General features: G+C 56.2%; 24 protein-coding genes. 13 read left to right on the top strand and 11 right to left on the bottom strand.

What is annotated here, in order from left to right:
* Window positions 1-272: 272 nt before the first annotated feature.
* The 3 genes from O4H31_RS17400 (at window position 273) to ggt (ending at window position 4,093) form a co-directional block, all read left to right on the top strand.
* A complete protein-coding gene (locus O4H31_RS17400; protein WP_269347852.1) occupies window positions 273-1,178 on the top strand; it encodes a DUF1403 family protein in 906 nt (301 codons plus the stop codon).
* A 2-nt stretch (window positions 1,179-1,180) separates the two neighbouring features.
* A complete protein-coding gene (gene scpB, locus O4H31_RS17405) occupies window positions 1,181-1,765 on the top strand; it encodes an SMC-Scp complex subunit ScpB (RefSeq protein ID WP_269347855.1) in 585 nt (194 codons plus the stop codon).
* Window positions 1,766-2,368: 603 nt separating this feature from the next.
* On the top strand, window positions 2,369-4,093 hold the full coding sequence (gene ggt / locus O4H31_RS17410; protein WP_269347857.1) for a gamma-glutamyltransferase: 1,725 nt from the start codon (window positions 2,369-2,371) through the stop codon (window positions 4,091-4,093).
* A 576-nt stretch (window positions 4,094-4,669) separates the two neighbouring features.
* On the opposite strand, the gene O4H31_RS17415 is transcribed toward ggt, so the two are convergent.
* The 4 genes from O4H31_RS17415 to O4H31_RS17430 all read right to left on the bottom strand — a co-directional run bounded on the left by O4H31_RS17415 (window position 4,670) and on the right by O4H31_RS17430 (window position 7,908).
* Complete coding sequence (locus tag O4H31_RS17415) at window positions 4,670-5,881, bottom strand: Fic family protein (protein ID WP_269347859.1); 1,212 nt, start codon at window positions 5,879-5,881, stop codon at window positions 4,670-4,672.
* Window positions 5,882-6,250: 369 nt separating this feature from the next.
* Window positions 6,251-6,754: a hypothetical protein gene (locus O4H31_RS17420; RefSeq protein WP_269347931.1), complete on the bottom strand. Its 504-nt coding sequence runs from the start codon at window positions 6,752-6,754 to the stop codon at window positions 6,251-6,253.
* Window positions 6,754-6,942, bottom strand: a complete 189-nt coding sequence (locus O4H31_RS17425) for an MbcA/ParS/Xre antitoxin family protein (protein WP_269347861.1) — start codon at window positions 6,940-6,942, stop codon at window positions 6,754-6,756. Before O4H31_RS17425 ends, O4H31_RS17420 begins: the two co-directional genes overlap by 1 nt.
* A 657-nt stretch (window positions 6,943-7,599) precedes the next feature.
* Window positions 7,600-7,908, bottom strand: a complete 309-nt coding sequence (locus O4H31_RS17430; RefSeq protein ID WP_269347863.1) for a hypothetical protein — start codon at window positions 7,906-7,908, stop codon at window positions 7,600-7,602.
* Window positions 7,909-8,508: 600 nt separating this feature from the next.
* Between O4H31_RS17430 and O4H31_RS17435 the strand changes: the two genes are divergently transcribed.
* Window positions 8,509-8,856 carry a hypothetical protein gene (locus O4H31_RS17435; RefSeq protein ID WP_269347865.1) on the top strand — a complete coding sequence of 116 codons (348 nt, stop codon included), beginning with the start codon at window positions 8,509-8,511 and terminating at the stop codon, window positions 8,854-8,856.
* A gap of 275 nt (window positions 8,857-9,131) precedes the next feature.
* Here the strand turns inward: O4H31_RS17435 and O4H31_RS17440 are convergent, their stop codons facing one another.
* Together O4H31_RS17440 and O4H31_RS17445 are read right to left on the bottom strand one after the other, a co-directional pair.
* Complete coding sequence (locus O4H31_RS17440) at window positions 9,132-10,088, bottom strand: hypothetical protein (RefSeq protein WP_269347867.1); 957 nt, start codon at window positions 10,086-10,088, stop codon at window positions 9,132-9,134.
* A 115-nt stretch (window positions 10,089-10,203) separates the two neighbouring features.
* Complete coding sequence (locus O4H31_RS17445; protein WP_269347869.1) at window positions 10,204-10,689, bottom strand: hypothetical protein; 486 nt, start codon at window positions 10,687-10,689, stop codon at window positions 10,204-10,206.
* A 160-nt stretch (window positions 10,690-10,849) separates the two neighbouring features.
* On the opposite strand from O4H31_RS17445, the gene O4H31_RS17450 reads away from it, so the two are divergent.
* Window positions 10,850-10,972 (top strand): ribbon-helix-helix protein, CopG family, encoded by a 123-nt coding sequence (locus O4H31_RS17450; protein WP_269347932.1) that lies wholly within the window; start codon window positions 10,850-10,852, stop codon window positions 10,970-10,972.
* 822 nt (window positions 10,973-11,794) lie between these two features.
* Here O4H31_RS17450 and O4H31_RS17455 read toward each other — a convergent pair.
* Window positions 11,795-12,220 (bottom strand): hypothetical protein, encoded by a 426-nt coding sequence (locus O4H31_RS17455; RefSeq protein WP_269347871.1) that lies wholly within the window; start codon window positions 12,218-12,220, stop codon window positions 11,795-11,797.
* 897 nt (window positions 12,221-13,117) lie between these two features.
* Between O4H31_RS17455 and O4H31_RS17460 the strand changes: the two genes are divergently transcribed.
* From O4H31_RS17460 to O4H31_RS17470, 3 genes are all read left to right on the top strand, one after another.
* The gene (locus tag O4H31_RS17460) at window positions 13,118-13,426 is read left to right on the top strand and encodes a hypothetical protein (RefSeq protein WP_269347873.1); all 309 of its coding nucleotides are present in this window, start codon (window positions 13,118-13,120) and stop codon (window positions 13,424-13,426) included.
* 462 nt (window positions 13,427-13,888) lie between these two features.
* Complete coding sequence (locus O4H31_RS17465) at window positions 13,889-14,404, top strand: thermonuclease family protein (protein ID WP_269347875.1); 516 nt, start codon at window positions 13,889-13,891, stop codon at window positions 14,402-14,404.
* A gap of 148 nt (window positions 14,405-14,552) precedes the next feature.
* On the top strand, window positions 14,553-15,206 hold the full coding sequence (locus O4H31_RS17470) for a 5-formyltetrahydrofolate cyclo-ligase (protein ID WP_269347876.1): 654 nt from the start codon (window positions 14,553-14,555) through the stop codon (window positions 15,204-15,206).
* A 637-nt stretch (window positions 15,207-15,843) separates the two neighbouring features.
* Here the strand turns inward: O4H31_RS17470 and O4H31_RS17475 are convergent.
* On the bottom strand, window positions 15,844-16,143 hold the full coding sequence (locus O4H31_RS17475; protein WP_269347877.1) for a hypothetical protein: 300 nt from the start codon (window positions 16,141-16,143) through the stop codon (window positions 15,844-15,846).
* Window positions 16,144-16,364: 221 nt separating this feature from the next.
* Window positions 16,365-17,303, bottom strand: a complete 939-nt coding sequence (locus O4H31_RS17480; RefSeq protein ID WP_269347878.1) for a hypothetical protein — start codon at window positions 17,301-17,303, stop codon at window positions 16,365-16,367.
* A 333-nt stretch (window positions 17,304-17,636) separates the two neighbouring features.
* Between O4H31_RS17480 and O4H31_RS17485 the strand changes: the two genes are divergently transcribed.
* The 5 genes from O4H31_RS17485 (at window position 17,637) to O4H31_RS17505 (ending at window position 22,180) form a co-directional block, all read left to right on the top strand.
* Window positions 17,637-18,926, top strand: a complete 1,290-nt coding sequence (locus O4H31_RS17485; RefSeq protein WP_269347879.1) for a WD40 repeat domain-containing protein — start codon at window positions 17,637-17,639, stop codon at window positions 18,924-18,926.
* Window positions 18,927-18,965: 39 nt separating this feature from the next.
* Window positions 18,966-19,451, top strand: a complete 486-nt coding sequence (locus tag O4H31_RS17490; protein ID WP_269347880.1) for a hypothetical protein — start codon at window positions 18,966-18,968, stop codon at window positions 19,449-19,451.
* A gap of 201 nt (window positions 19,452-19,652) precedes the next feature.
* Window positions 19,653-20,237 carry an isopropylmalate isomerase gene (locus O4H31_RS17495; RefSeq protein ID WP_269347881.1) on the top strand — a complete coding sequence of 195 codons (585 nt, stop codon included), beginning with the start codon at window positions 19,653-19,655 and terminating at the stop codon, window positions 20,235-20,237.
* A 698-nt stretch (window positions 20,238-20,935) separates the two neighbouring features.
* On the top strand, window positions 20,936-21,550 hold the full coding sequence (locus tag O4H31_RS17500) for a hypothetical protein (RefSeq protein WP_269347882.1): 615 nt from the start codon (window positions 20,936-20,938) through the stop codon (window positions 21,548-21,550).
* Between the two features lie 321 nt (window positions 21,551-21,871).
* Window positions 21,872-22,180 carry a hypothetical protein gene (locus O4H31_RS17505; protein ID WP_269347883.1) on the top strand — a complete coding sequence of 103 codons (309 nt, stop codon included), beginning with the start codon at window positions 21,872-21,874 and terminating at the stop codon, window positions 22,178-22,180.
* 181 nt (window positions 22,181-22,361) lie between these two features.
* Here O4H31_RS17505 and O4H31_RS17510 read toward each other — a convergent pair whose 3' ends face one another.
* Window positions 22,362-24,422: a PAS domain S-box protein gene (locus tag O4H31_RS17510; protein WP_269347885.1), complete on the bottom strand. Its 2,061-nt coding sequence runs from the start codon at window positions 24,420-24,422 to the stop codon at window positions 22,362-22,364.
* Between the two features lie 586 nt (window positions 24,423-25,008).
* A complete protein-coding gene (locus tag O4H31_RS17515) occupies window positions 25,009-25,458 on the bottom strand; it encodes a hypothetical protein (RefSeq protein ID WP_269347886.1) in 450 nt (149 codons plus the stop codon).
* Between the last annotated feature and the right edge of the window lie 17 nt (window positions 25,459-25,475).

The raw sequence follows: 25,475 nt of genomic DNA on the forward strand, positions 1-25,475 counted from the left end.
ACCGCTACAGAATCTCATGAACCCCGGGCGGTTCTTCAGAGAAGTGCTTGAATCTCATGAATTCCGGTCATCCGACAATGTTTCCCCCGAAAACTCACCAGTAATAAGACTGTGCTGCAGCATATTCCACTATGTCCGATAATGCAAGATTATTGGACACAAATTGGACCAGCAAGATGCGGCGGTTCATGCGCTATTATCTGGAGGTAAGCGCCGCGTAGGTTTAGTCTGTCCGGATGAACCCGTCCGTTTAACTTATTATAAGCGATACCATGAGCCTACAGCTCCTGCCCCGTTGGATCACTCTGCAAAGAGATGAAACCCCTGAAACTGTTGCTTTTTTATCTGGCGCGGCGCTGGCTACGCTAGATGCGGTGTTACGCGACCCAAACGGCTCACTGCCCTGTGCCTTGTTGCAGGATCGAATGGCTCTGGATGCTGGTGTGGCTTGCTTAAAGCTCGAGGGTCGCAATGAATCCGGGTCCGATATCCGCGATGCGGTGTGTTTAGCGCGGGCAGGAGATCGGCTGGGACCTGCGGGCGAGATGTTTATGGGGTGGCGTAAGCTGGCGCGGATTAACTTGGGTGTCAGTGGATGGAAGGGGCGGGTGGAGAATGCGCTACCAACAGCGCTGGCCCATCAGGCTGTGTCCATTCTTGGAACTCTATCGGGAACACCGGTGGGACAAGCAAGCGACATCTTAGCAGAGCTGCTGCCCCGATTCCCACGAGAAGAAGCGGGAGCATTGATGTTGGCGGATGTTGCTCTGGCCCGTGCGTCCGGTTGGGAACGGCCTGTGCCATTATTGGGGGCGCATATGGCGCGCAGGGATATCCGCGCGATTGCGGCTGGGGCGGGTGAACCTAGGCTTTTTGTACATCGTGCGATTGTTGCTGCTTGCGACACTGCCATCCGTTTGGCGGCGGACCTAGACTTGCGCGTTGCAAAGTTGCGGTCGGTTGCGCCAAAACTGCGGGCCAAAGGATCAGACGCTGCGTTAGCTTTGTTCCTGAGCCACGATGCGGTTTCACCGTCAGTCATGTTAAGCCCGATAATCCAGGGCACATTGATGCCGATGACGGATCGCGCGGCGCGCCGTCTGTGTGACCGTTTGGTGGAACTGGGCGTCGTGCGGGAACTGACTGGCAGATCGACGTTCCGACTGTACGGGGTATAAGCATGGCCAAGGAAACCTCAGTGTTGAACACTGAATTAGAAGATCTGCCCCCGGAATTGCGCTGGCGTGAATGGATGGGCCGGATTGAAGCGGTGATTTTTGCAAGCGCTTCGCCAGTGCCGCGCGGGGACTTGGCGCGCGTTGTGGGGCAGGAGGCCTCGGTTGATCTGTTGATTGAGGATATTCAGACCGATTTAAACGATCGCCCCTATGAGTTGGTTGCCGTAGCAGACGGCTGGTTGATGCGAACGCGGACGCGATTTGCTGATGCCATTCGCGCGGCGGCCGATGTGGGCGACCAGCATCTGGATTTGGACGAATTCGAAGTCGCAGTACTCGCATCAATTGCCTATCACCAGCCACTGACGCGGGATGGGTTGAAGGATATTTTTGGCAAAGACATCAGCCGGGATCTGATTGGAAGGTTGAGGGCGCAGGAGTTGATCGCCACGGGTCCGCGTAGTCCGAGGGCTGGGGCACCCTTCACCTATGTGACGACGCAGAAGTTCTTGATGGCGTTTGGGATGGAAAGCCTCCGTGATTTGCCCGACCGCGGCGAGCTAGAGGATGCTGGCTTGGCAAGTTGATCCACCAAAAGTTCACGTAGGGCGCAAATGGTGAGGCTACTAATGAGCAAATGGTGGGGTCTCTAATAAGCAACCAGGGGCAAGGAACCTGACCTCTCATACGAGATGCGTTCTGCAATGCTCGGAAGGGAAGCACTGGTCCATGCGTGATCCAGCAGACTATCTATCATGACACCTCATTCCAGAGCTTGAGGGTGGGTCTCTTGAGCGCATGTTGTTGACCTCATCGGCCCGAGATAGGTTGGTCAGCGCAACATTGACGTTCTGATCGACGGAGCCAGCCAGTTGGTTTGCGTCGAGATTGAAGCCTCTGCAACGGTGAGCAGTGATGATTTCAAGCGCATCAAATGGTTCTCAAAAGAGGAACCGGCTCGCAGCAGTTGTTTGCCTAGCGATCACGATGTTCTGCTCTCCAAGAGCTAACTGGTTTGAAGTTGAAGGTTCCGACTGAGCGTTCTTTGTCGGGAAAGCCTCGTCGCGGATGTCAGGAAGCGCAGTCTTAGTATCCTACCGCGCGGAATGCGTCAGCTCTGCCCTTCCCGTTGCACTCTTGAAAGGAAACAGCCAACCTCCACCCACGCAAACGCAACTGGGAGGAATTTGATGAGACAGATTATCACATGCGCGGTATGTCTGACACTGTCGGCAGCCCCTGCGCTTCATGCCCAAGAAGCCGCGATTTTTTCTGGCAATGACCGTGTGCATCCCGTCTATGCCGAGAGCGGTATGGTGTCGGCCCAAGAAGCCGTGGCGGCCCAGATCGGGCTCGATATTCTCGAAGCTGGCGGCAACGCGGTGGACGCAGGCGTTGCTGTGGCATTCGCGTTGGCTGTGACCTTGCCACGCGCGGGCAATATCGGCGGCGGTGGTTTCATGATCGTTCATGACGCGGAGACCGGCGAGACCAAGGCCATAGACTATCGTGAAATGGCACCCTCATCCGCCGAACGGGACATGTATCTCGACGCCGAAGGCAACGCCGACAGCGAGCTTTCGCGGTTCACAGGATTGGCCGTTGGCGTGCCTGGCACTGTGGCGGGCATGCAGATGGCATTAGAAAACTACGGCAGCATGACGCTTGCCGAGGTGATTAAGCCGGCCATCGCGCTGGCGCGGGATGGCATCGCGGTCACGCCCGGCCTTGCTGACAGCCTCAAAGGCCTTGAGGACCGGCTGAAGAAATGGCCGAGTTCTGAGACCATCTTTTATAAAGAAGGTGGCGGTTACTACGAGCCGGGCGAGTCTCTTGTGCAGACCGACCTTGCCAATACTCTACAGAAGATCGCTGATGAGGGGCCGGATGGTTTTTACAAAGGTGAGACCGCAACTAAAATCGCCGAAGCTGTGCAGGCGGCAGGCGGGCGCATCACAGTGGAGGACATGGCGAATTACAAGCCGGTTCTGCGTGACCCGGTGCGCGGCACCTACCGCGGGTACGAGATTGTCTCCATGCCACCACCCAGTTCTGGCGGGGCGCATATCATCCAAATTCTCAACGTTCTCGAAGACTATCCGATCTCTTTCCTTGGTCATAACACGGCCGACACGATCCACCTTATGGTCGAAGCGATGAAACGGGCCTATGCGGATCGTTCGGAATACCTTGGCGACAGTGATTTCGTAGATGTGCCCTTAAGTGAGATCACCTCCAAAGCCTATGCCGAGGATATTCGCGGGAACATCAGCCTGAATGCGACGACCCCGTCGAGCAGCATCAGGCCGGGAGAGCTCGCGCCATACGAGTCCGACCAGACCACGCATTTTTCGATCGTGGACAAGGACGGCAACGCGGTGTCCAATACCTATACGATCAACTTCTCCTATGGGTCCGGGATGGTTGCTGACGGCACCGGTATTCTGATGAACAATGAGATGGATGACTTCGCGGCCAAGCCTGGTGTGCCCAATGCCTATGGATTGATCGGTGGAGATGCCAATGCAGTGGAAGGTGGTAAACGGCCACTTTCTTCCATGTCGCCAACGATCGTGATGAAGGACGGTGAGGTCTTCATGGTCACCGGCTCACCCGGCGGCTCGCGCATCATCACCACCACGTTGCAGGTTATCATGAATGTCATCGACCATGGGATGAACATCGCAGAAGCCTCCTTCGCGCCGCGTATCCACCACCAGTGGCTTCCCGATGAAATCCGGATTGAAGACGGGATCAGTCTCGACACGGTGGGCTTGCTTGAGCAACGCGGTCACAAGGTCAGCGAAAACTCGGTGATGGGCTCGACCCAATCGATTCTCGTGGACAAAGAAAGCGGCTATCTGTTTGGGGCATCAGACCCCCGGCGCGTCGATGCGGCGACCCTGGGTCACTGACTATTGAGAACTTGGCCCCGGCGGTTTCGCCCGGCACATTCTCACTTATAGGACCTTGACGAAAGAGTTGCCGGGATGAATCGCGGCAACCTTTTGTTTTATATCACAATATTTCTATTGGTGTTGCGTAATCTAGAGAAAGCACGGTGGGTTCAAGAACCCTGTGTGGAGCAATCGTGAAGGTCTTAATGGGCGTTTCTTGGGATTTAGAGAAGATTGGGATGGATGCCATTGCATTGCGGCGCCGCGACCGCGACGGGGTTCTGAAACCTCGACAGCGGTGTCTATTCACTTCAGGGTTGAGTAATTTCAGTCGTAACAGCTTTAAGCGCAAAGTTACTACAAAGTATTTTTTCTTAGATAACTTTGCGTACCACGTGTTTTGACAATCATCTACGCCGGTTTTGATCCCGTAAGCGCGCGATTGCGTCTTATTTTAACGGGTGGGTATAGGACGGGGCGGGAACAGCTTAGAGTTTCCAGTAAATCGGGCGGCCGAAAAAGCCAAAGGTCAGTTTGGGTGAATACGCGCTTACTAATATGGCCGACGCGCGGGGGTACGCGCGTCTTTTGCGATTAGACAGGGGGTGTCTGCAGGTCTCCGTCGGCAAACAGATTGGGGAATAGCCGTTCTCGATAGTCCAATGGAAACGCCAATCTCACCGGGGTCTTCGGAGAAGCGGAGGCGAGGTATCCCGCAGCCGTAAGTTTGCTAAGAGTGTTCCGCGCGGTGCGCTCAGACGTCTTGAGGGCAATCTGCGCGTCGCCCCGTTCAAGCGCCCCATGTCGAAGCACCGCCGCGATCAGATCAGGTGCGCGCTTGTCATCAATGGTATCCTCCACGAGACGCCGGTAGCGCTTTTCCAGCCCGGAGAGGTCAAACAGCTTTGTGGAGAACGTGATTTGATCGAAAGATACCTTTAGGAACCACGCGCAGAACGTTTTCAAAGCGGCTTCGGAAAGGTTGCCGCGCCCGTCGCGGTCTCCACGTCGTGGGCTGTCCGCGAGATCCATCATACGCTTATATTCACCGCGATCCGCCAGTCCGCGCGCAAGCCCACGGGAAACCGACCACAGGCCTTGGCCTCCAATTCCGGCCGTGAGAGCCATGGCATGCGACATCAAACGGCTGACGCGTCCGTTTCCATCCGGGAACGGATGGATATAATTCAACCGGTGATGTGCCGACGCGATCGCGATGATCCGACCGCTCGACGACCGTGCAGCGATCTGAAAACGCTTATCGAAGTGATCCATGAAAGCTGCTACGCGTGATGAGGAAGGGGGCATGTGGCGCCCGACGGCTACCTCCTTGTCGCCCTGTTGGCGCATGTGCCCGGGAATGATCGGTTCGCGTGTTCCATCGGGATGTTCGATCACCCGAAACTCCTCAGGCATTTCATCGTAGAAAACTTTGTGTACCCATTCAAGGAATTCAACGGACGTGGGCCGGGGCAGGGTGCCAGCGCGATGCATTTCGTCGATTGCGCGCTGAACAATGACATGCGCGCGCGCTTCCAGGGCAAGCGGGCGGGTCTCTTCTTCGAGTTCGGCGCCGGCGAGCGCGCGTTCAATGTCTCGGGGGCGTGTGTTGTGACCTTCGATCAAGTTCGAGTAGTAGCAGTTCATTACGCGCACGAGGTCCGCAAGTTCCGCCGCGCTGTCCGGGTGCAACCCCTGTCCCAGTTGCGCAGCTTCTTTCTGGAGGTCGACTGAAAGGTCAGCTAGCTCAGCGGGGATGTACTCCTCGAAGAAACACGGTTCGATTCTGCCAGTTGTTTCCAACATGTTTGCCGATCTTTCCTTCGTGAATTCCCTTTCAATCTAAATGTTAAGGCGAAGAAAGTGAAGAAATTTGCCGATATGGGTTGCCGATCGTGAGTGCCGGAACGCCAAGCATACGATGGCAAGGCTGTCAGGATTCCAGCCGGAAACGGGTGGTAATCCGGGTGAGGTGAAAGCGAAATTTTGTCCGAAATCGTCGACGGCTTACAAACTTGCTCATCCTGCGTAACCTGCCTGCCTAGATTCAGACAATGTCCTATGAGATTCTGGTAATTTAGGTCGTTAGATCATGGGGCACCCGGCATTCCGGCTACGCTGTTATGTTTGACCTGACGGGCTCTGCAGCCAAAAGTGGCCTCTCCCATAGCCTCATCAGCCTCCTAGCCATCTTCGGAAGTTTTCGTCTTTGCGCTTAAGTTCGCCCCGCGCGTTATTGGCCGTTCGCTCTGCGTACTCATCAGGATCGCGGTATCGATCTTCGATATTTGGGCTGCGCTTGCGTATCGCGCTGGCAACATCAGCTTCGATCCATCCATCTTCCAACATGCGTTTAGCGATCCTGTAATCCACGCTGCCTTCACCCACGTACCACCCCTTTTGTCGAGCTTGGTACACATACATCGTCCGCAATCGCTCGTAGGCGGATGGGGCGTCGCGGGACCCTAGTGTTTGATGCTTTCTTGCGATGTCCTCAAAGTTTTCTGCTGACGTGATGTCTTTGAGGCGGTACACAGGGGCGCTCTCGACAAAGCGTTTTACCAGCTCCTCGTCGGGCTCGGTCGCCCTAAAGGAGCGATCGTGCGCCCTCTTAGCAAGATAGAGCGCGGCGATGCTACCCAATATGCCACAGATCGCGATCAGAGCTTGAGCAGTCATCACGCGTAGACACCTGCATCCACCGCATCGAGATACTCTAAAACCTCCCGTGCCCTGTCGTCTTGGACAAGCTGCATTGCAGTGCGGCCGCCTAGCCCTGGTAAGGGCTCTGATTGATACCATGCATAGGCCAGCTGGGCCGACACGAACCGCGATTCAATCACCTTAAGCACATCATCTGTAAACATGGTTGGATGGTAACAGATGTCCCCCGGGGATGGTAGAAATGGTGACGCGGGCGCGAATATCTATAAAAATGCAAAGCCATGCTCTGGCTCTCGCCCGCCACGGTAATGGCCTGCAATTAGAAGCTCAGTTCCGGCAAATGTCCAAAAAACCGACATAGTAGGCCGGATTTGTCCAATATACCGACTTAGCGACATCCTATTGTCATGGGTCCCTCCCTAGGAAACTATAGCAGGTGGGGCCATCCTGTGCCGCACCGGCAAATGGCTCGACGCTCAAACTGGTGCCGCGGGTTCCCAGCCGGCACGTCATCGGGTTTGCACATTACAGTGTGGCCGCACGCCCAACACTGCATCTCGATGTGGGTGACACTGGATGCGCGCATTCCCATCGTTCATTTCAACCCTTCCACAGTAAATGCCCTTAATTATTGAGATTCCGATAAGTTCGCCGATGCTTCATATCATGTTCTTCGGAGGCCCAGACCTTGGCGGCTGGGATCGCTGTCTCGGCTTGGGGATCCGCGGCAGGGGAGGGGGATCACCCTCCAGAATGCGCATTGCGTACTCCGAGATAGGTTCGGCTCCAGTTGGCGAGAGCGTGCGGAGCCAGCTTTAAGAGCAAAGTTGCTTTGAGTTGTTTTTCTTAGATAACTTCGCCTATTCTGGCTCTTTCTCGACCAGCTCAAGCAGAAGCTGTTCAACGATCTGGCATTCTCTCTGCGCTGCATCTGAGAGACCAAACCTGTTGTTGAAAAATGCATATTCAATGATGCGATCAAAGGCCGGGTGAAGGATTGCGAGAATTTCAGGGTCACCACCTTCGGTATTCATTCGCACTGCGATGATCATATCATCGCGGGAAAACCCACTTGCGGCCGCCTCAAGTGACTTATCTCCAATATAGTGAATGGCGTCGCAAATTTCGGCCATTTCCCTTTCTGACGATTTAGCAGCATGGGTGGTCATCAGAAAGACGACAAGGCACATAGCGGATATTAAGGCCCTCATACCATCCTCCCGAATTTACCAATAGGTGTCGATAGGCGGGGCGGCAGTTCGAGGCCTCCATGATCATTCCCACCTTCGTGACATCGACCGCAGAAGGTGGGAGCACTCAACCCGCCCTCACGCAACACTGTGCCAACAATTATTGGCGTTGGGAAGGCTGAGCGCAGGCTGTGCCTCTAAAAAACGGCAGAGCAACGGCGAGCATCACTCCTCGATTTATCTTATGCTAAGTTGTCTTCTGCAGCCAAAAGATGTGGATCCGAGCGTCCTCAACCTAGTGGCTCACCCGCCATATATTTTAACCGCGTGGCGGCGGCCGAGCGCCACGGCGTGAAGTTTACGCCCCGTTTGCGGCCAAAATTATTTCTCCTTCAGGTCGCCATGTTCAGAGGGCCCTCGTGGCCGTGATGTGTGCTGCGCTTGCTGCTTGGAGAGAGATTTCCTTTACGGTCTGAGAAGCGGAGCGAAGGTTGCTTTGCACTTTATGTGGATAACCTGAGGTTGGGTTTTGTAATTTGTAGACCGCGCCATAGTCTAAGGTGACAATGAACCTGCCGAGTGAACGCTTGGCGCAATCGAGAGGCACAAACGAGCGAAGAGCAGACCAAACCTAAGCGGCATTATTATGCGCGCTATCACGATTACGGGATTGATACCCTTATCGAAAACAGCGACGGCACGATCGAACGTTTTCCCGGCACGATTATGCGCTTTGCACGCCGCAAGGTCGGCGATGCGTGGGTTGACGATGAGATTTGGGATGGCACTTTCCGTCGCGAGGCGATGTCAGCGCGCAATCTTGCACGCGCCTTGCGGTCCCCTGCGCGTAGCGGCTCCGCTACACGTTGGGAAGCTTCCGAGAAGCGCACGGACGGTTGGGACTATGAAGTACTTGGTTGCCATTAACGGTGCTACGGACGTTTAGGCCTGAAGGGACATCGAGACGGGGCACTTGGACAAATGCGCGTGCGAGACGGTTTTAGCACCGCAAACTGTTAGGTGTGGGCACTACTTGAACGGCGACTTTTGTTGGGGTCAGGTTAGGGGTGTCATTGTATTACCTTCCACCTCTTTTCACGGAGGACCCCAGCTGGGGTCCTCCGTTCAAGGCCTTTGCGTGTTCAAAAATCTGGGAATATTGGGGCTCGTAAAGGCTGCCGGTCAGCGGTCTCTTGAACCACTCAGGCGGCAGCGCTCTGAACGCGCGGGTCCCAACCACCCTCGACAGCATCCAGGAGCGCTTCAATGTATGGCTTGCCGTGGCGATGGTAGACCTCGCTCGTGGTGCGGATGTGGTCGCGGAAGAGCTCCGGCGGCACGATGAGATCGGGGCGGTTGCGGCGAATATGGCTGTGAAGGGCCTTTTCGACGCAGATCGCACGGTGCCCAGTCTCAACGTCGATCTTGCGCAGGAGAGAGCCGCGCGTCTGATCCGGATCACGTTGGACTTGTCGCATGCGGAACGTGGAGTTGCTGCTGTAGCCGAGCTTGATCACCGAGAGGTTAGGGACCGTGAACGCGAGGATGTAGATTTCGCTGGGCTTCGACGCCCAGGTTTCACCGCATCCTGCGCAATCCAGATCGCCGTGGCGCATGTTGACGACGGCCACCTCCTGGCGATGACCGCAAGTGTGTTGGTAGTTTCGATAGTTCAGCCCCTTGCGCCGGGCGGGACCGACCAATTCCCAATCTTGGCACTGCGCTTCTTTTGCGTACCGGTCTTCAATGCAGGCAGAACAGCTTGCCTGATGCCCGCCCGCTGCCGCTGCTTCGACGCGGTGATATTGGCGCCGATCAGTATGGCCGCAGCCAAACCGGAAGAAGCCATAATGGCGATTACCTTTGGGGTCCGCCCCGACTAGCTCGGCTCCGATGGCCCGGGCCGCCGCCGATCGCCGCGCTTGGATGCAATGCGGGCATTCTGGATTGTGGCCGAGGACAACACTGACGCGTTTTAGGGTTGGAGCTCCGCAAACCTTGCAGCCGAGCACGACGTGCAATCGATCTTTAGCGCGGCCGATGAGCTCAAAGCCTTTTTGCGCGGCAGCCTCCTGCCAATGCGTGGGGCGGGGACCTTTGAAGATGTGCTGGAACGAACCATCGATGGGAAAGGGATAGGTGAATTTGCTAAGCGGCATAAAGGACTCCGAAGAAAAAGACATGACCAATGGCACAGAGCGCAGCGCCCGGTGTGCGAAGATGCGTAAAGTTGGGGGTGGGGGCCGCGTGAGCCCCACAATTAAGGCGCTCGGATTAAGCCGCCCCGGAACCGGCAGCCTGCTGCGCTGACATCAGCGCTTGATTGCCGTGATGGGCTTCAAGCAAGCAAAAGGCCTCATCGAGAAGCGGTAGCAGGTCTGAACCGCTGTGTTTGTGTTTGTCTGCGAGGGCGAGCATTTCAGTCCCGCAGCGCATGAGGTCACCGCTGCTTGGCATCTGATCGGGGCAGGTCTTGAGCAGAACGTCGACGGCCGCGCGGAGATCGGGGTCGACGGTGCGCATGTCCTGCAGGAGGAGAAGCGACATTGTGCAGGCGCTCCAAGCCGAAGCCGCGGCATGCCCTTGATCCGTCGCTGCCTTGGTGCCGAGCTTTTGCCGGGTTTCGTGATACATCCAATCCGCCCGCAGGGCTCCAAAATAGAGGTCCAAGAGCTTGCGGAATTCCAGCCGATCGAGCCGGATCAAGCGATTGAGCGGTTCAGCCGCGCGGGTAGGGGTGGTAGAGGTTTTAGCAGCCATGATGAGATCCTCGTAGTCAGAATGGTGAGCATGGGCGGTGGAGTTGCGCCTCCGCCGTCCATGTGTTTATATATGATACTAAGAAATCAATCTGTCAATAAGTAATATTATGAAATCACGTGGTCGCCCTAAAACAGATACCCAGCCGGTGATGGTTCGGATGCCAACAGCGCTGATAGAGGCCCTCGACGAAGCGCGCCGGGTGGAGGAGGATCTGCCCAGCCGGCCAGAGCTGATCCGACGCATAGTGGAGGAATGGGCTGCAGGCAGGCGGGATCAATAACGCCCCGCTTTCCGGGTTCAGCTGACATGAGCGCTGATGTCAGCACTGACCTGAGAGGTGACGTCAGAGCGGGGCCGGCAAAAGAGCGTCTCGGCGATACGGAATTTGGTCTCGCAGTCTGCAGGGAGTGATAGAGAATGGTGAAGAGATCATCATCATCAGGACGTGGTGGGTGTTCTGGGATGTGGGACTTGAGCATCTGTCATCGTCAGATGAGAGGCGGGGCGTTTGGGCGGCGGTCGCAGCGCTTTGGCGGACGGGACGAAATCGGCTACATCGACAAAGAGGTCAGAATGCACCTCATGGCCTTAAGAGGCTGCTTTGGAATGAAATAGGCCGAGACTAAAATCACTGGAGCGTGGTGGTGGTGGTGATCAAACTGCGACGTTTTTCTTGCCGGTACGTAGCTGGCGAAGGTCTCTTCCGCTCTCAATTTCCCCTAATTATTGGGAAACCCATAATTTAGCGTAAAGTATGGGGAGCGCCATAATTAGCCTCGGGCTTTCTATGTTTTTAACGCCTGGGCCGATAGGGCAGGGTGGCCGGCGTCGAGGAGGGAGAAGGCAGAACTGACGCCTCCCTCCTATATGATATCATGTAATCAATATGTGAGTCAGCTGCCCGATGCAGATTGCCGGGCGGTGTGCCTGGCGGAGCTTTCCGGTCTTTGTAAAGCTATCTGTCTTCTCGGGGCAGTACCTGCGCTGAGGGTATCGAGCGCCCTCTACGGTCTCGGGCTCGGGGACGGGACCGTAAGGTGCTGTCGCTTGGCTTGCAAAGAGACCTTGAAGCAGCTCCGATTTGGCCGCGCCACTGGGCACGCTACTTGCGCAGCGCGCGCGCCAGTTCAGCTTCGCGCTTGCGGATACCTTTTTTCAGAAGGCGCAGCACGGCCTCTTTATCTTCCCCTGCAAGAAGTTTGTTGTACGCGCGGCCGATGCGACCGACATGGGTTGCGTTGTCGGCTTTATAGACTTCGGCACAATGAGCTGCGGTCCGTGCGGCCACCATCTGAGAATAGGGCCAAGCCTGGCTGGGAGAGCGGCAGGTGGTAACGCTGAGGGTGCGTTCCAGAGCATAGAAGCGGCCTGCCTTATCCCATTTCCCAAGAGGGTGGCTGCGGCGTGTGGCACGGTCCGCGTACTCAAGGCCGGCCCTGATCTCTGCCTCAGAATAGGCCAGTTCATGGGCCAGTTTGAAAAGATATGCCTTAACTGTCAGTTCGGAAGTGCAGTTGTTGAGTGTCATGACGAAGTCCTTTTCTAATGTCATGACAAAATTAGGCGCCGCAACTGTCCTAGGATATGCTTGGCCCATAGGTTATCCACATGAATGATGCGCGACAGGCCTGCGGCGCGTGTAAATCCAAGAATGTTCGATGTTTGGAGTGGTTTTGCTGAGCCAAGACCCACGAGGGCGTTTAGAGCGCGGCTCTTTGGAAACAGTTTTTCGCGGGAAACCAAACTTACGTAGGGGAGTGGGCGTCAGGGGCTCATGGCCAAAGAGTGCTTTGTAAGCCCGTTTGGAAGTTTACTGGTGTCCGGGCGATGGCTCTATTTTGCCAGGTCGGGGCGCGCAGCAAAAGGTGTGCTCGGGAGGCTGAGCTTTTTGGGATCATCGCAGTGCGTGCTCGTAATGTCGTTGGGAAGGATCGACTGGCCTATGTGATATCATGTAATCAATGTCGGCAATAAGTAGCCCGTGCCATTCCCCGGGGGCACCCAAATAGGCGTGCCACCAACCTTCGCGGGGAGCAGGTCATAGCAGGCCACGCTCACCCCGGCTGCGCCGGAAGAGTGTGACGTAGACTAAGACTGTAGAGTATGAGGAATTGGGTGCGTCATCTGACGCAAGGTGAATGGTAGGAGCGGGCGGACTCGAACCGCCGCGCTGACGCTAATCTGGCATCTAAAGGGGGTATAAGGCCCATTGCGCACCATGCCACTCCCGAACGTTACGAACTGAATCAGCTCGATATTCGGAAGCTCAAAATGATGGGGTCTGTCGCGCTCATAAAGTAAAGGTGTCGAATGTGCGCCGAACAGTCAAGCGCTTAAAGGTCTCAGGCGGCTCTTGGGCCCCGCAGGCTTGCTGCCGTTCACAGCCATGAGATTTAGCGTTTGCAGCCCGGTCCCGAACCAATCGATGTGCATCAAAGTTTTCGCACTGGAACAGCTACCCGGCGCGCTCACTGACAAGGACCTTCAACGTCCCGGCATCGTTGACCACCTGTACGCGCACAACAATACCGTACCCAATGCCGCTGAAGACGGCTTTTCGCAGATGTTCATGTCCCGGCATGATGGCGCAACTCCCAGCGATCCGCGCTCGCATTGTTTTGTCAGCAAAGATCGGGTCAGTCTCGTCGACCTGCCCGCGCTTTCTGAACCTGTGGTAATTAGCCCGGTCCTGTTGAACCGCAGCGCACACACTGCCCAATGGCTGGCCGCTTGAGTTGACAAGATCATGCGGATCAAGCCGAGCGTCATAAACTGCCATGAGGTCCTGTGCAGCAGCAGAACTTGAAAACGCCATCACGGCAACGCATCCGAGAATGAGACTTTTCACGTCAGAACTCCCTTAAAAGGACCGCCGCTTCAAAGTGAGCGATACAATTTTAGGGTCCTGCAAAATTCAAAATCAGTCAAGTTTTCGGAGCCCTTCATTGGTCTGCTCGGCATGCCAATGAAACAACCTGTCAGGTTCCCAGCCGCCGGCGGCGCCTTGCGCAGAATAGCCGCAAACAGATACTACGCCCTGCGCCACCGACGGGCAGCCCAGGAGTGCTATGACTTGGAAGCGGCGGCCTTCAGGAAGGGGGAGTTGCATCGCAGGGGTGCCGAGCGCTTTCAAACCGAACTTTCCTGAGCCTCTTCGGCCAAATTCCTGCCCGATTTGCCCGGCAAACTGGACAGCATGTTGAAGGTCACGAAGTTCCGCCGCCGCAAAATCGGTTGGTCATTTTTTCTGCCGATAATTGGCTGCGCAGTCTTGCTATCGGCGATCGCGCTGCGACCTGAGCATCAGATCGCCGTTCGGCAAGATGCCAGCAAACCGCGCATACTAAGAGGGGGAAGTGCATGGTCCGGCGGTAACGCATGGAAGGGGCGTCATGGAACACGAGAAACTTCGGCTGCATCGCCTGGCACCCAGCTTATTGACTCCGTGACCCGCGTTCGGGACGGCGATACCATTGTTGTTGGTCTTATCCCGATCCGGATTGCCAATCTCGACTGTGCTGAACGCGGCAGTGCATCTGGCGATCGCGCAACGCAGAAAATCACCAGGATCGTTAAAGGCGTTCAGCTTCGATGCAGCTTGGAAGGACGGCGTAGCTATGATCGCGAAGTCGGAGTTTGCCGGTTACCCGATGGTCGTGACATTGGGGAAATATTGATTGCTGGTGGCTATTGCGCGCGGTGGCGCGGGTGAGGCCTTTGATGCCGTGCCGGTTTTATCCCCCGGGCCGTGTCGTAGGTATTGTCACGCGAACCGACTTGACCGACGCTCTTGCGCGGCGGCGCCTAAAACCCGATCTTCTATCAGACATTGATGATGGCGGGTCTGGGAAGGACTGATCATGGAGGATGGTGACCCAGGCGGATCGGCTCCGTGCATGGCGCATCTGCTGATCGACGGGACCCCTGTCGATCCAATAAGGATGCGGGATGTGGCCCGGTTTCGGGCGGCGGAGCGTGCCCGTCTGCTAGAGGCCCGGCGGCACTTATCTGTTCAGCAGCGTGCTGAGGAGACTCGAAGTTTGGCGGCAAAGCTCGAGACCCTCGTTGCTCCGCAGCAGGGTATGAGGATCGCTGTCTACTGGCCCATTCGGGGCGAACCGGACCTGCGCGACTGGATGGCCAAGACGCATGCTGCGGGCGCAACTATTTTGCTCCCGGCTGTCGCGGAAAAAAACGCGCCATTGAGCTTTCGCGCTTGGCAGCCAGGTTGTGCGATGGCGCGCGGCGTTTGGAACATTCCGGTACCCAGGCACGGCGCAGAAGCGGTGCCGGACATCGTGATCTCGCCCTTATTGGGTGTAGACGACGCCTGTTTTCGGCTCGGCAATGGCGGTGGATATTACGACCGGACCTTGGCGCAGTTCGATCCTTTGCCAAAGGTTGTCGGCGTGGGATTTTCCAATTGTCTCATTCCGACAATTTTCCCCATGCCGTGGGATATTCCGATGGACAGAGTCGTCCTTTCTGATGGGTCAGTTCGTGATCGTCTCTAAACCTGCCTGTAAACTGGTGGTGCTGTACATCATGACTGTGTCCACCTGCCATAGTCTTTGACGCGGGGAGCCGCCGTCTGAACCATTAAGTTGTCCTAAGTCTACGCCAACCCTGGCAATTAGGGTGGGTTGCTGTCGACTTACGCCTCAACTGACCTGAACTCACCGAGTTTGGTGATGGCGTTGATCTGAGGGGTGATGTCAGCGCTGAGCTGGCGGCGTCATGCCCCGTGCTGGGATTGGCCACAGGCGGGGCAGGGCCCGCATGCAGGTAAGGTCGGTTAGGGTGCGTGTTGATTAGACACGCCCTTATCCGTGCAAAAGAGGTTGGCCAGTTGGGTCGTGCGGCTTAGGTCCGTGCTTACAATAGGCGTTGCAGCGGGAGCGCGGGAAGACCTGATGTAAGAGGCTTGGTCTAAAGCGGCCAAGTGATTTCCGGCGAGAAAGATCGTTAGCGCCAATAGCCCCCCTGAGAGAGCAATGCGCAGGCTTCGCCCGAGCCGCCCCCGTCGGTTCAAGTTGCTGCTGTTGATCGCTTCGGTCTGGCTCATACAGTTCCCTTATTTCGGGAATGCGGGCAAATTATGACATGGGTGCGGGCGGCAAAACTGGTTCTTGGGGAAGGTGCCAGGCTTTCTTAGCCGAAGTCGAAACTTGTCTGGCGGGGATCGTGTTTTGAGCCGCGCGTGGTCTTTTTGAAGGGCTTCAATGCTTCAAGCTGCGCAAAAACTTGTGTCTGCGCCAGGCGGTCGCGCCGCAGCTGCGCGCGGGTGGCAATGAAGGATTTGACGGCAGCAATGTCCTCTTTGGCCACCCAGTGACTGGTACGCACCAAGCCCTGTGCGCGTTTGTTCGCATCATAGGTGCGGGAGGTTGCGGCGCTCTCCTGGCGTTCAGCCTTTGAACGGCGGCGCTTTGGTTTGGTCTGATCTGGCATAGGCATGTTCGGCAATTTGCGCCGGCTCCTTATTGGGGTGTCTAAGGGGGAGCTACGCGCTGGTTTTGAGAGGGATAGGTTCGGAGGGGGCGTCTTATGTGGATAACGTCACGGTCTGTGCGCGCAGTGCTGATGCATCGGGGCAGGGGCACACCCCGCTCTGCCAAAAAAAAGCAAGAGCGGGGGCAGAGGGCGCTGCAGAAACGTGGAGAGCCCCTGTTTTACCAGGGCTGATCCATATGTGAGCGGCTGCCCGCAAAGGGGACCTGGATGTCCGCCGCGATCAGAAAGGCCTTTTCCATCCGCGCATAATTGTCCGGCGTGTGCTCAACGTCATCGTACTGTTTGTAGGTGATGTAGCCGTAAGGGTCCTCTTCCTCTTCAAAAAGATTGGAATCTTCGATGCACACCAACATTGTGCCGTCACCGGCGTCATAGACCTTGAGACACTGCTCACCGTTGCCATAGCCGCCAATATCAGGGCGGCGCCAAAAGAGGTCCTCATCTGTGATGCCCAACTCAAGGCGCCGCAGGTTGCACACATCTGCAGCGGTCATCTCAACCCAATCTTTGTCAAACCACCCCATCACATCTTCGATCAGGGCGGCCTGGGCCACGATGGCATCGGCCTTTGACCCGGTCTCAATGGCTTTTTCGAAGGCCTCCTTCTGGCCCTCGTCCAGATCGAAGTTGGAGCCTTCATAAGCGGAGACGAAGCTGACGTAGAGGTAGGGGGTGTAGCGCGTCGAAAGACTGACGTTCACGCTCCAAGTTTCATCGAGATCAATATATTCGTCGAGATCAATGAGGGCAGAGTAGACCTGGATTTTGAAGTTGTCCCCCGGCATCTTGCAGGCGGCAGCCGCGCCGATATCGCCCTCCTCATCGAGCGACCAGCCGCGGGATTTGAGCTCGGCCCACGTGGGCGCGCCATTTTTCGCGGCAGCTTCGGCAAGAGCTGCGGCCTTGGTTGTGACGCCCTGGGCGGCCAGCTTTTTTGCTGCGGCTTTGATATCAGAGAGGTTTTCGCCGGTGGCGAGCATATTGAGTTTCTTCATTGTCGTTCTTCTTTTTTGTTTCGCCGATTTGGCGTTTGCAGTGAAAGCGCTGTAAGGCGCCCTTGGTGTGAAGAAGATGCGCGCCGGATCTGCATGGCGCAAATTTTGGGGCTCGAATTGATGTGGATAACCTTGGAAGCGCTCATCTAAGCGTATGTTTATAAATGAGTATTTTTCGCAGGGTTGAATGTGCCCGCAAACGCGCGGGCCATGGCTGGGTTATTTTTTAGTAAAGCAATGTTGGATTTGAGCCGCCGGGGAGGCGCAGGACCAGCCTGTCGAATTATGGGGGAGCCGCCGAGAGGATGCTTAGACAAATGGGGCGCGGTGCGAGACCAAAGGTATCTTCACTGGCATGGGCCATCCATCCAATCGCCAAGGTTGACAGAAACAAAAGTTTCACGCCTGATTGTGCACAGGACGAGGAGAGATCCGATGCGTCTTCTTTTTGCAGCCTTTGCCTTCCTTGCCGGGACGTCCCTTTTGGCGGAAGATTTGGCCGACTATCAGTCACGAGATTTTGCCGCAGCTTCGCATAAAGCGCTCGGCGCGGGGGACCGTGTTAAAGCCATTGTTGCGGCGTTAAAGGGATTGCCAGCAGCGCCGGGGGAAGATGCGCTTGCGCGGTTCGATGAGGCCTATGATGCTCTTTTACGTGCGGCGGTATCTCGTTCTGTTCGTCTTGATTTGCCCGTCCTGTCTGTGTTCGAGTTTGACGGGACGGGGACGCGCCTTGCAAGTGTCGGGCTGTTCCCCTCGCCGGACGGCGACCAGTCTCAAAGCGGGCTGACGCTTTGGGATCCGCGAAGCGCAAAGAAGCTGGCCGAACTCCTACCGATCGAGGCTCTGACCAGCGGTGCCTGGAGAGTACAGGCCCCTGCCTTTTCTCCTGACGGCCGCTTTCTTGTCCAGATGGCCCCGGTGGCGGGTGTGGCTGTGGTTTTTGATGCCTCAAAGGGGGAGGAGATCGCGCGCTTGCCGGGCCATGCGCCGGGCACACTCCCAAACTCGGGTGGCGCCGCTTTTTCACGTGATGGATCATTGCTTTTGACACTCGGCGCATCGCCGACCGTTGCTCATCTGTGGGACACGGCCGACTGGCAACGCGTCGCTAGCATGGAATTTGGAGAGTTCACGCTTCTCAGTCCCATTGATGGCGGCCGAGACGGCGTTATGCATTTTGTCTCCGCCGATGTTGCGCAGGGCACCCCGCCCCCGGTGGCGCTGTGGAGCATCGCACGCGAAGGCGCCAAGTTGGTACACCGCTTTCCAGATGAGCCTTCGGGGCTTGGCGTGCATTGGGGCCGGCTCGCGACGGATGATGGGGATCATGTATTTGCGATGCCCAACGGCAATTTTGACCTGATTGTCTTCGAGCGCGAGACGGGCGCCGAATTGGCCAGGTTGCCGGCGTCGATCCTCGGCCAATCTGCGGGACTTGTTGCTCCATCCGGTGATGCGGTGCTCCTTCTGTCTTCTATGGGCGCGATGCCCCGGCGTTTGATGTTTGATGGTTCTGATGCGCCTCTCGAACCTGCTGATAAACTCGTGGGCATTCATGGGGTGTTCTCGCTGGGCGGCGAACTCATCGGCGGCTCGCCAGATATGCTGGGTTACCGCGGGGATGACATGCCTCGGGGAACGGCGCTTTACCAACGCATGATGTCCTCTTTGTCAGCCGATCGTCAGGCGGAGGTCGCAGCGGAACAGGTGCAAACCGACTGAACGATGTGCCCGAAGGGACAAGCTGATTGGGAGGATAGTATGATCAAAATTTTAGGATTGGTTCTGGTTTCTGCTCTTCTGGCGACAGGCGCGCGCGCGGAATGGATGCTCCGGCACCCAAGCGCGGGTGATGATCACGGCAGTGCTTTCGCTGTAAACCCGCAAGGTCATCGACTGGATATCGGCTGTGGCAATGGCGGCTTCATAGATATTTCACTCACACCCGATACCCGTCCTGCAGATCTCAAGTTCGTGGGGGAGGGGGCCGTCCTCTATTTTCAAGTGGACGGGGGCCCCGGTCTGCAGATGCCGGCCACCTGCGGCGCACAGGGGTGCACCCAGGATTTTATGCTGGGGGGTGAACCCTGGCCCGTCAGTCAGATGCAGGCAATTACATCTGCCCTGCGCAGCGGGTCTCGTGTAGATGTCCTGCTGGGGGGGAAAGTGATGTCGCGCTTTGATCTATCCGGCTCGTCGGCCGCTTTGCGGGGGCTTAAGTCTCGGACCCGATGTGAGGGGCTTTAACCGCGTTTTTGGGGCAGGCCAATTAAGGATATTTTGGAGGAATCACTCCCGTCCTTTAGGTTGCGATAGCTGCGGTGCCAGATGGGCGCGCTTCAAATAAGGATGGCTTCGGATCATGACGGTCAAGTTGCCGCGTGGAGGGGCTTGCCCACCGGCGTGCCTCACCGGTGGACAAACTCGGTGTGAAGAAAGGAAGGGCCTGTGCAATCGATCTTGTCGTGCGCTTTAGACAGTTGGGAGATTGGTATTGGAGATCCGGGCTGGGGCGGGTGGTTGATCGTAGCGCTCTACGCGGTGACGGGTTTGTTGGCTCTACGGGTGGCCAGTATCGCGCCCTTTCCCAAAATATCGTGCCAGCGTGAACGGGTGTTTTGGGGCGTGTTGGGAGGCGGCCTGCTGCTTTTGGGGATCAACAAGCAGTTGGACTTGCAAACATTACTGACCGATGCCGCGCGCTGTCTGTCTCAGATGCAAGGATGGTATGAAGCGCGCAGACCTATACAGATAGGGTTTATCATCGGGATTCTTCTCTTGATGCTGACCGCAGCTGCTGTTGCCTGTGTTGCTTTGCGCGGAACCTTGCGCCGCACCGGCATTGCCCTCACCGGTGGTGTGATCGTATTGGGCTTCGTGGTTATCCGTGCTGCAGGCTTTCACCATATGGATCGCCTGATTGCAATTGAGGTCGAGGCGGTCCGTCTCAATTGGCTTTTGGAGATGGCGGGACCAATTTTGATTTTGATCGCCGGTTTGCTGGCGCTGCGTGAGAGGCGCCCCAAAGGGTAAGGTCTGAAGCAGGGCATGCACAGGCTGGGCTTGCCGGGGCTGGGGCGACTTTTTGCTGGGAAGGTTTTTGTGTGAGGGTGCCTTGAGATGTGCTGGAGACTGTCTGTAGGTCTTGTCGCCAAGAGTGGGGCTTGGGAGCAAAAAGCCCATTTGCGACCGGCGGAGGGGCAGATCTGGCTTCTGAAGGGGGTCATCTGAAAAAATCCCCTTTAAAAACAACGCTGTAACGCCGTTACGGCCCCGTAACACTTTAAGTAACGCCTGTAAGTGTATGAAATCTATCTCATTTATATATATTTATCTATCTGTAACAGAAATATAGAAAAAGTGTATATGCGAGACAGACAGGTCTATTGATCATTGTGCGCCAATATTAAGACATATGTGGGCGTAATGCGTTACAAAGTCTAAGGTGCTGAAATCATTCAATATGTTTGTAACAGGGGGTGTAAAACGACCATTTTGGCGTTTTCCGACCTGAATAAATCATTTATTTACAATGAGTTGGACTGTTACAGCGGGGCGTTACTCCCTGTGTGAGATCCCTGCGGTGCCCGTTTGGCGCCTCTCGAGGGCCCTTGGGTTTCCGATCCGGCGATCCATAGCGGGCATTCTTGGGTTATCCACATAAAGTGCGGGGCTGTTGGCTATGCAGGCCCATAAGGTTGCCCTAGTTTCTTTTGAAAAGAGGACAGTTTATGCGCAGCACACCGATCCAAATTGCTCAGACCATTAATGCAGACCCTTCGGTCTACATGCCCACAGAGAGGCCCGCGCAGAAGGGTATGGCAAGCCGGCATCAGGTGATGGCGGGCGCGCGTTTTGACGTCGGTGGCTATATGATGGAATTTGGCCGGGCGGCGGCTTTGTATTATCATAAAGACACCCCAGCAGGAGAGTCTTTTGGCTTGGCAAAGGCGGGGGAGGCCCTGCTGGACTACCTGAAGTCCTTCGCAGCCCAGGCCAATGAACCGCCGCGTGACATCGGATGGCCCGATCCCCGGCATTCTTGGCCTCGGTATCCGACCGTGGCGGATGATCCCAAAGACCTGGCGCCTGTGCTTGCGCTGTTGGATATGCCAGGGGTGCGTTTTGTGTTCACGTGCATCTATGCAGGGGCTGGCTTTGCTATGTCGAGCAAGCTGGCACAGCTGCTGTCGCCGGAAGAGCCTTTCGTTATCCTCTCTTCGGACCGCCGAGCCTACAATGTGATCCAGAATGCGCTTAAGCAATTGGGGGGCAAGGGGATCGATCTGGCGGTCTTTTTTAAAGAGATGGCGCAGCTGGCGGCGCTTGAGCAGGAGAGGGCTTAGAAGCCCTCATACCCAAAACGATCCCAAAGCGATTTTTTTGGAGGAGGAAAGGGGGAGACCATTGCGGTGCGGCACTTTATTGCCCTTATCCCCGCCAATTTCCGCCATGTTTGTGGTGAACAATGAGCTTAGAAACGCGCTATTGGAGCCAAAAATGACACGTTACTGGAAAAATGAACTCATCCTTATGGTCGGATACAGCTCAATTGCCGCAGTGCTCGTATTCGCCACTCTATAAGATTTCTGCCCGGGCCCGACAAAGCGCGCTTCAGGAGCGCGAGAGGCGGGCCGCGCGTGGCATAACCTTTAAGGGCAGTCGTTATGGTCCGGTTCGGTAAGTTCTATTTCGGATGGGCAAAGCCTGAGAGCCAGCTTCGGTATCTCCCGGAATTGATCGTTTGTCATAATGAAAAACAGGCAGAGCGTATCCGCCGGACGCTCAGGCCAGACACTCCTGTCCGCGTGGTGACCCCTCATATCTCTCAGTTGAGGGGGAGGGTCTATGCCAAGGTTACGGTTTTGCCAGGTGTCGATCTTGATCAAGACGTAGATGGCGCTGGCAGTCTGCGCAGCATTCTACAGCACCGACAGCTCATGTGGGGCGATCGGGCCATTCTGATCGAGTTGTGATCCAAGCTTTCTGTGCACGCGATTTGGTCTTCCACATTGGATAGCTGGCCGATTGGCCTCGGCGATCTAGGCTGGGGCGGGTGGTTGATTGCGGCGCTTTACATTAGTACGGGGCTGCTGTCCTGGCAGGTGGCCCTCAAGGCTGTCTTTCCAGCCCCATCGCGGGGGCGGCCGGGTTCCATCATATGGATCGGGTGATCCCATTCCGTTTGGGTGAACTGGATGTTGGAGATGACGGGGCCTCTATTGATCTTGATGGGCGGGGTCTTGCACTTGCGCCCGTCGGCAAAGCCAGAGGAAGCCGAACCCAGAACGTGGTCTGCGCATTGATTTGTGAACTGTAGCCGATTTCACCACCCATATTTTCGACCAGCTCTTTTGAGATTGCCAGCCCCAGACCGGTGCCCTCTCGATCACGGGTTAGATGCTCGGCCTGCTGCGAAAAAGGCTCAAAAAGCCGGTTGCCGAACTCAGGGGAAATACCGCGACCCATATTGGTTACGGAAATCAGGAATGCCTCTTCATCGATCTCCGCTTTGACGTCGACCGTTGTGCCGCAGTCAGAGAATTTGGCCGCATTTGAGAGAAGGTTGGTGAGCACCTGCTTTAAACGTTGGGCGTCGGCATGAATGATGATGTCATGTTCCGGCGCATCTACCAAGACAGATACGTTGAACTTGTTTGCAAAGGGCTCATTGTCGACGACGGTTTGCCGGACGATGTCTAGGGCATCAACCTGTGTGATCTCGACCGAGAAATGCCCTGCCGTAAGCTTTTGGAAGTCGAGCAGATCGTTGACCACTTGGGTCAGCCGCTCGCTGTTTCTACTCGCCATTCCCAAAAGCCTGTCCACCTCTTCGGGCGCGCCCTCTCCGATGACCCCGGCGAGCAGACGCAGGGCACCATGAATCGAGGCAAGCGGGGTGCGCAATTCGTGACTGACCGTGGCCACGAAATCATTCTTCAGGGCCTCCAGCCTCTTGGTCTCGGTGATGTCGACCATCTGAACGATGAGACGGCTGTCGCTGACATGCTCCGGACGATAGATCGATATTCTGATAGCAATATCAATAACTTCGCCGTTTGGACGTACGTATTTCTCCTCAACGCGGGAAATGCTGCTGTCTCCGTCCAGAAGCGTTTCAACTTCAGCCTTAAGATTTTCCAGCGTCTTCTGTCCGGAAAGCTGCCAGACGTTCTTTTGCTCAAGCTGCCCGGCGGCATAGCCGAACAGCGAATAACACGGATCGTTCAGCAACAAGAACGTCCCATCAAGAGACATGACGGCCATGGCAACCGGCGCGTTGGACACCAGCATCTCCAGGCCCGCCCTGCGGGCATCCGCCAGCGCCAGCGCGGTTTCGAGCGGGGTGATGTCAATCATCGTGCCGAGCACGCGCACCGGATCGCCCTGCTCATCTCGTTCCGTCACTCTAAGGATGGACCGCATCCAGCGCCAATCGTTGTCGCCCACGCGCATCCGAAACTTGGCTTCTGATCGTTCAACGCGCCCTGCGATGCATTCGGCGTCAAGTGCTTCCACCTCTTCCCGGTCGTCAGAATGGATCCGTTCGCGCCACTCGCGATCGGAATCTTTTCCGTTCGCATCGCATATGCCGAGCAGCTGATACCAAGCGTCAGACGCACGGCCCGAGCCTGTGCGAAGGTCCGACTCAAACACACCAATTTGGCTTCCCTCAAGCGCCAGGTTCCAGCGTTCTTCCTGATCTCTCAAGGCATACCAAGATTTGACGCGACTCGTGATGTCGTTGACGTTCACGATGGTAAATGGCCGACCCGCAGCGTCCTTAAACTGACTCAGGTTTACTTCCCCATAGCGCGCACCGTCATCCGATGGGAGGGAGATGATATTTTCGAAGTCCCCGATCTTAAGGTCGGTGATGGTCAGCCCGCCGTTAGACACCGACAAAGCCGGTAATAATTCTGCGATTTGCGCGCCGGTGGTTTTTGTCCTTCTCTGCAGCAACAAGGCCTCTGCGCTTCGAGTGCTGAAGACGACAAGGCCGTCTTGATCCACGACCCAAACGCCGAACGGGCTGTTGTCGACGATTGATTGAAACATCGCTTCGGCTTCATGGTGTTCTGCGCACACTACAGTTTGCCCATCAAAACAGAATCTATCCCGAAATAAGGTCGCGATCTTCGGACCCGAATGCTTCGCCCAGTTTGACAGACCGCTGATGCAACCGTGCCTATGCAGATGCATGCTAACGTCGATCACGCATTCGTGCTACGTTTCCGATACGCAGGGCGATGATCTTTGCCCGGTGGGGAGATTGGGCATCACCGGCGTCGTATGAACATATTGCCGCCGGGGACATGCGGCACCCTCAGTGAATAATGCCGCAGATGCCAAGATTTCCCATCTTGCTGGAATTCAAGGAATCAACCCAGAGCGGTTCTTAAGACAACGCGCAGCTAAGCTTGCTGAGATCGCCGCCTGATAGCCTAAACCGATGTCGCGCCAACTGGAACTGTTGCATTGATTGACTAAGGAAGGGAGGGTGTCAGGCAGTTACCCTGGCTTAGAGGGCTTCGAACAGCTGACTGATGAGCTCGATTTCCCCAAGGACGCCCGGCTGCTTGGTAGCGGCCCTTGCCATCCATTGAGATCCGGCCGGCGCAAGCGGACGGTCCAGGCGAAGGGGTATAAACTGTGATCCCTGGACGCTATTCATTCTACAGCACCGACAGCTCATGTGGGGCGATCGGGCCATTCTGATCGAGCTGTGAGCTCAAAGCCGGCCTAGGCGTCTTGTCTTGAAACTGCACTTCACCGGGAGGCCCCCCCAACATCTTTGCGGGGCTCAGAAAGTTTTACATCCGGCTTCTACGATAGGCCCCGGTGAGACGCGGTACCCTCTTCTTGGGTTTGTGAGCACGGGCTGAATGCCCGTCAGTTTTTCCATGCAGCGATCGGCCTCTTGGGCGTTTCGTGCGCTTCCGTCGACATAAACATCTAACCATGGATGCCCCTCCCACCCGACATGGCAGGGTCCAGCTTGGGGTTTTTCCCCATCTCCGCAGAGGTCTTCGACGACCGCGTATTTGCGCAGGCGCGGGATATAGAACCGTGTACCTGGTTTGAAGTCTTCAGAGATTTCGCTTCCGTCTCTTCGCCAGCCAACGGCCAAGGTCACCGGATCGTTGTAGGTCCCTATTCCGGCCGCGACGTCATGTATTATGGGCCGCCCAATAATGGCAGACTTGGGGGGTGTGTTGTCCCAGTAGCTGTAGCCGGTAAGAAAGACGGTCATCCGCCTCTCTTTTGGCA

This window comes from Sulfitobacter dubius (assembly GCF_027214245.1).
GTDB classification, from domain to species: Bacteria; Pseudomonadota; Alphaproteobacteria; order Rhodobacterales; family Rhodobacteraceae; genus Sulfitobacter; species Sulfitobacter dubius_A.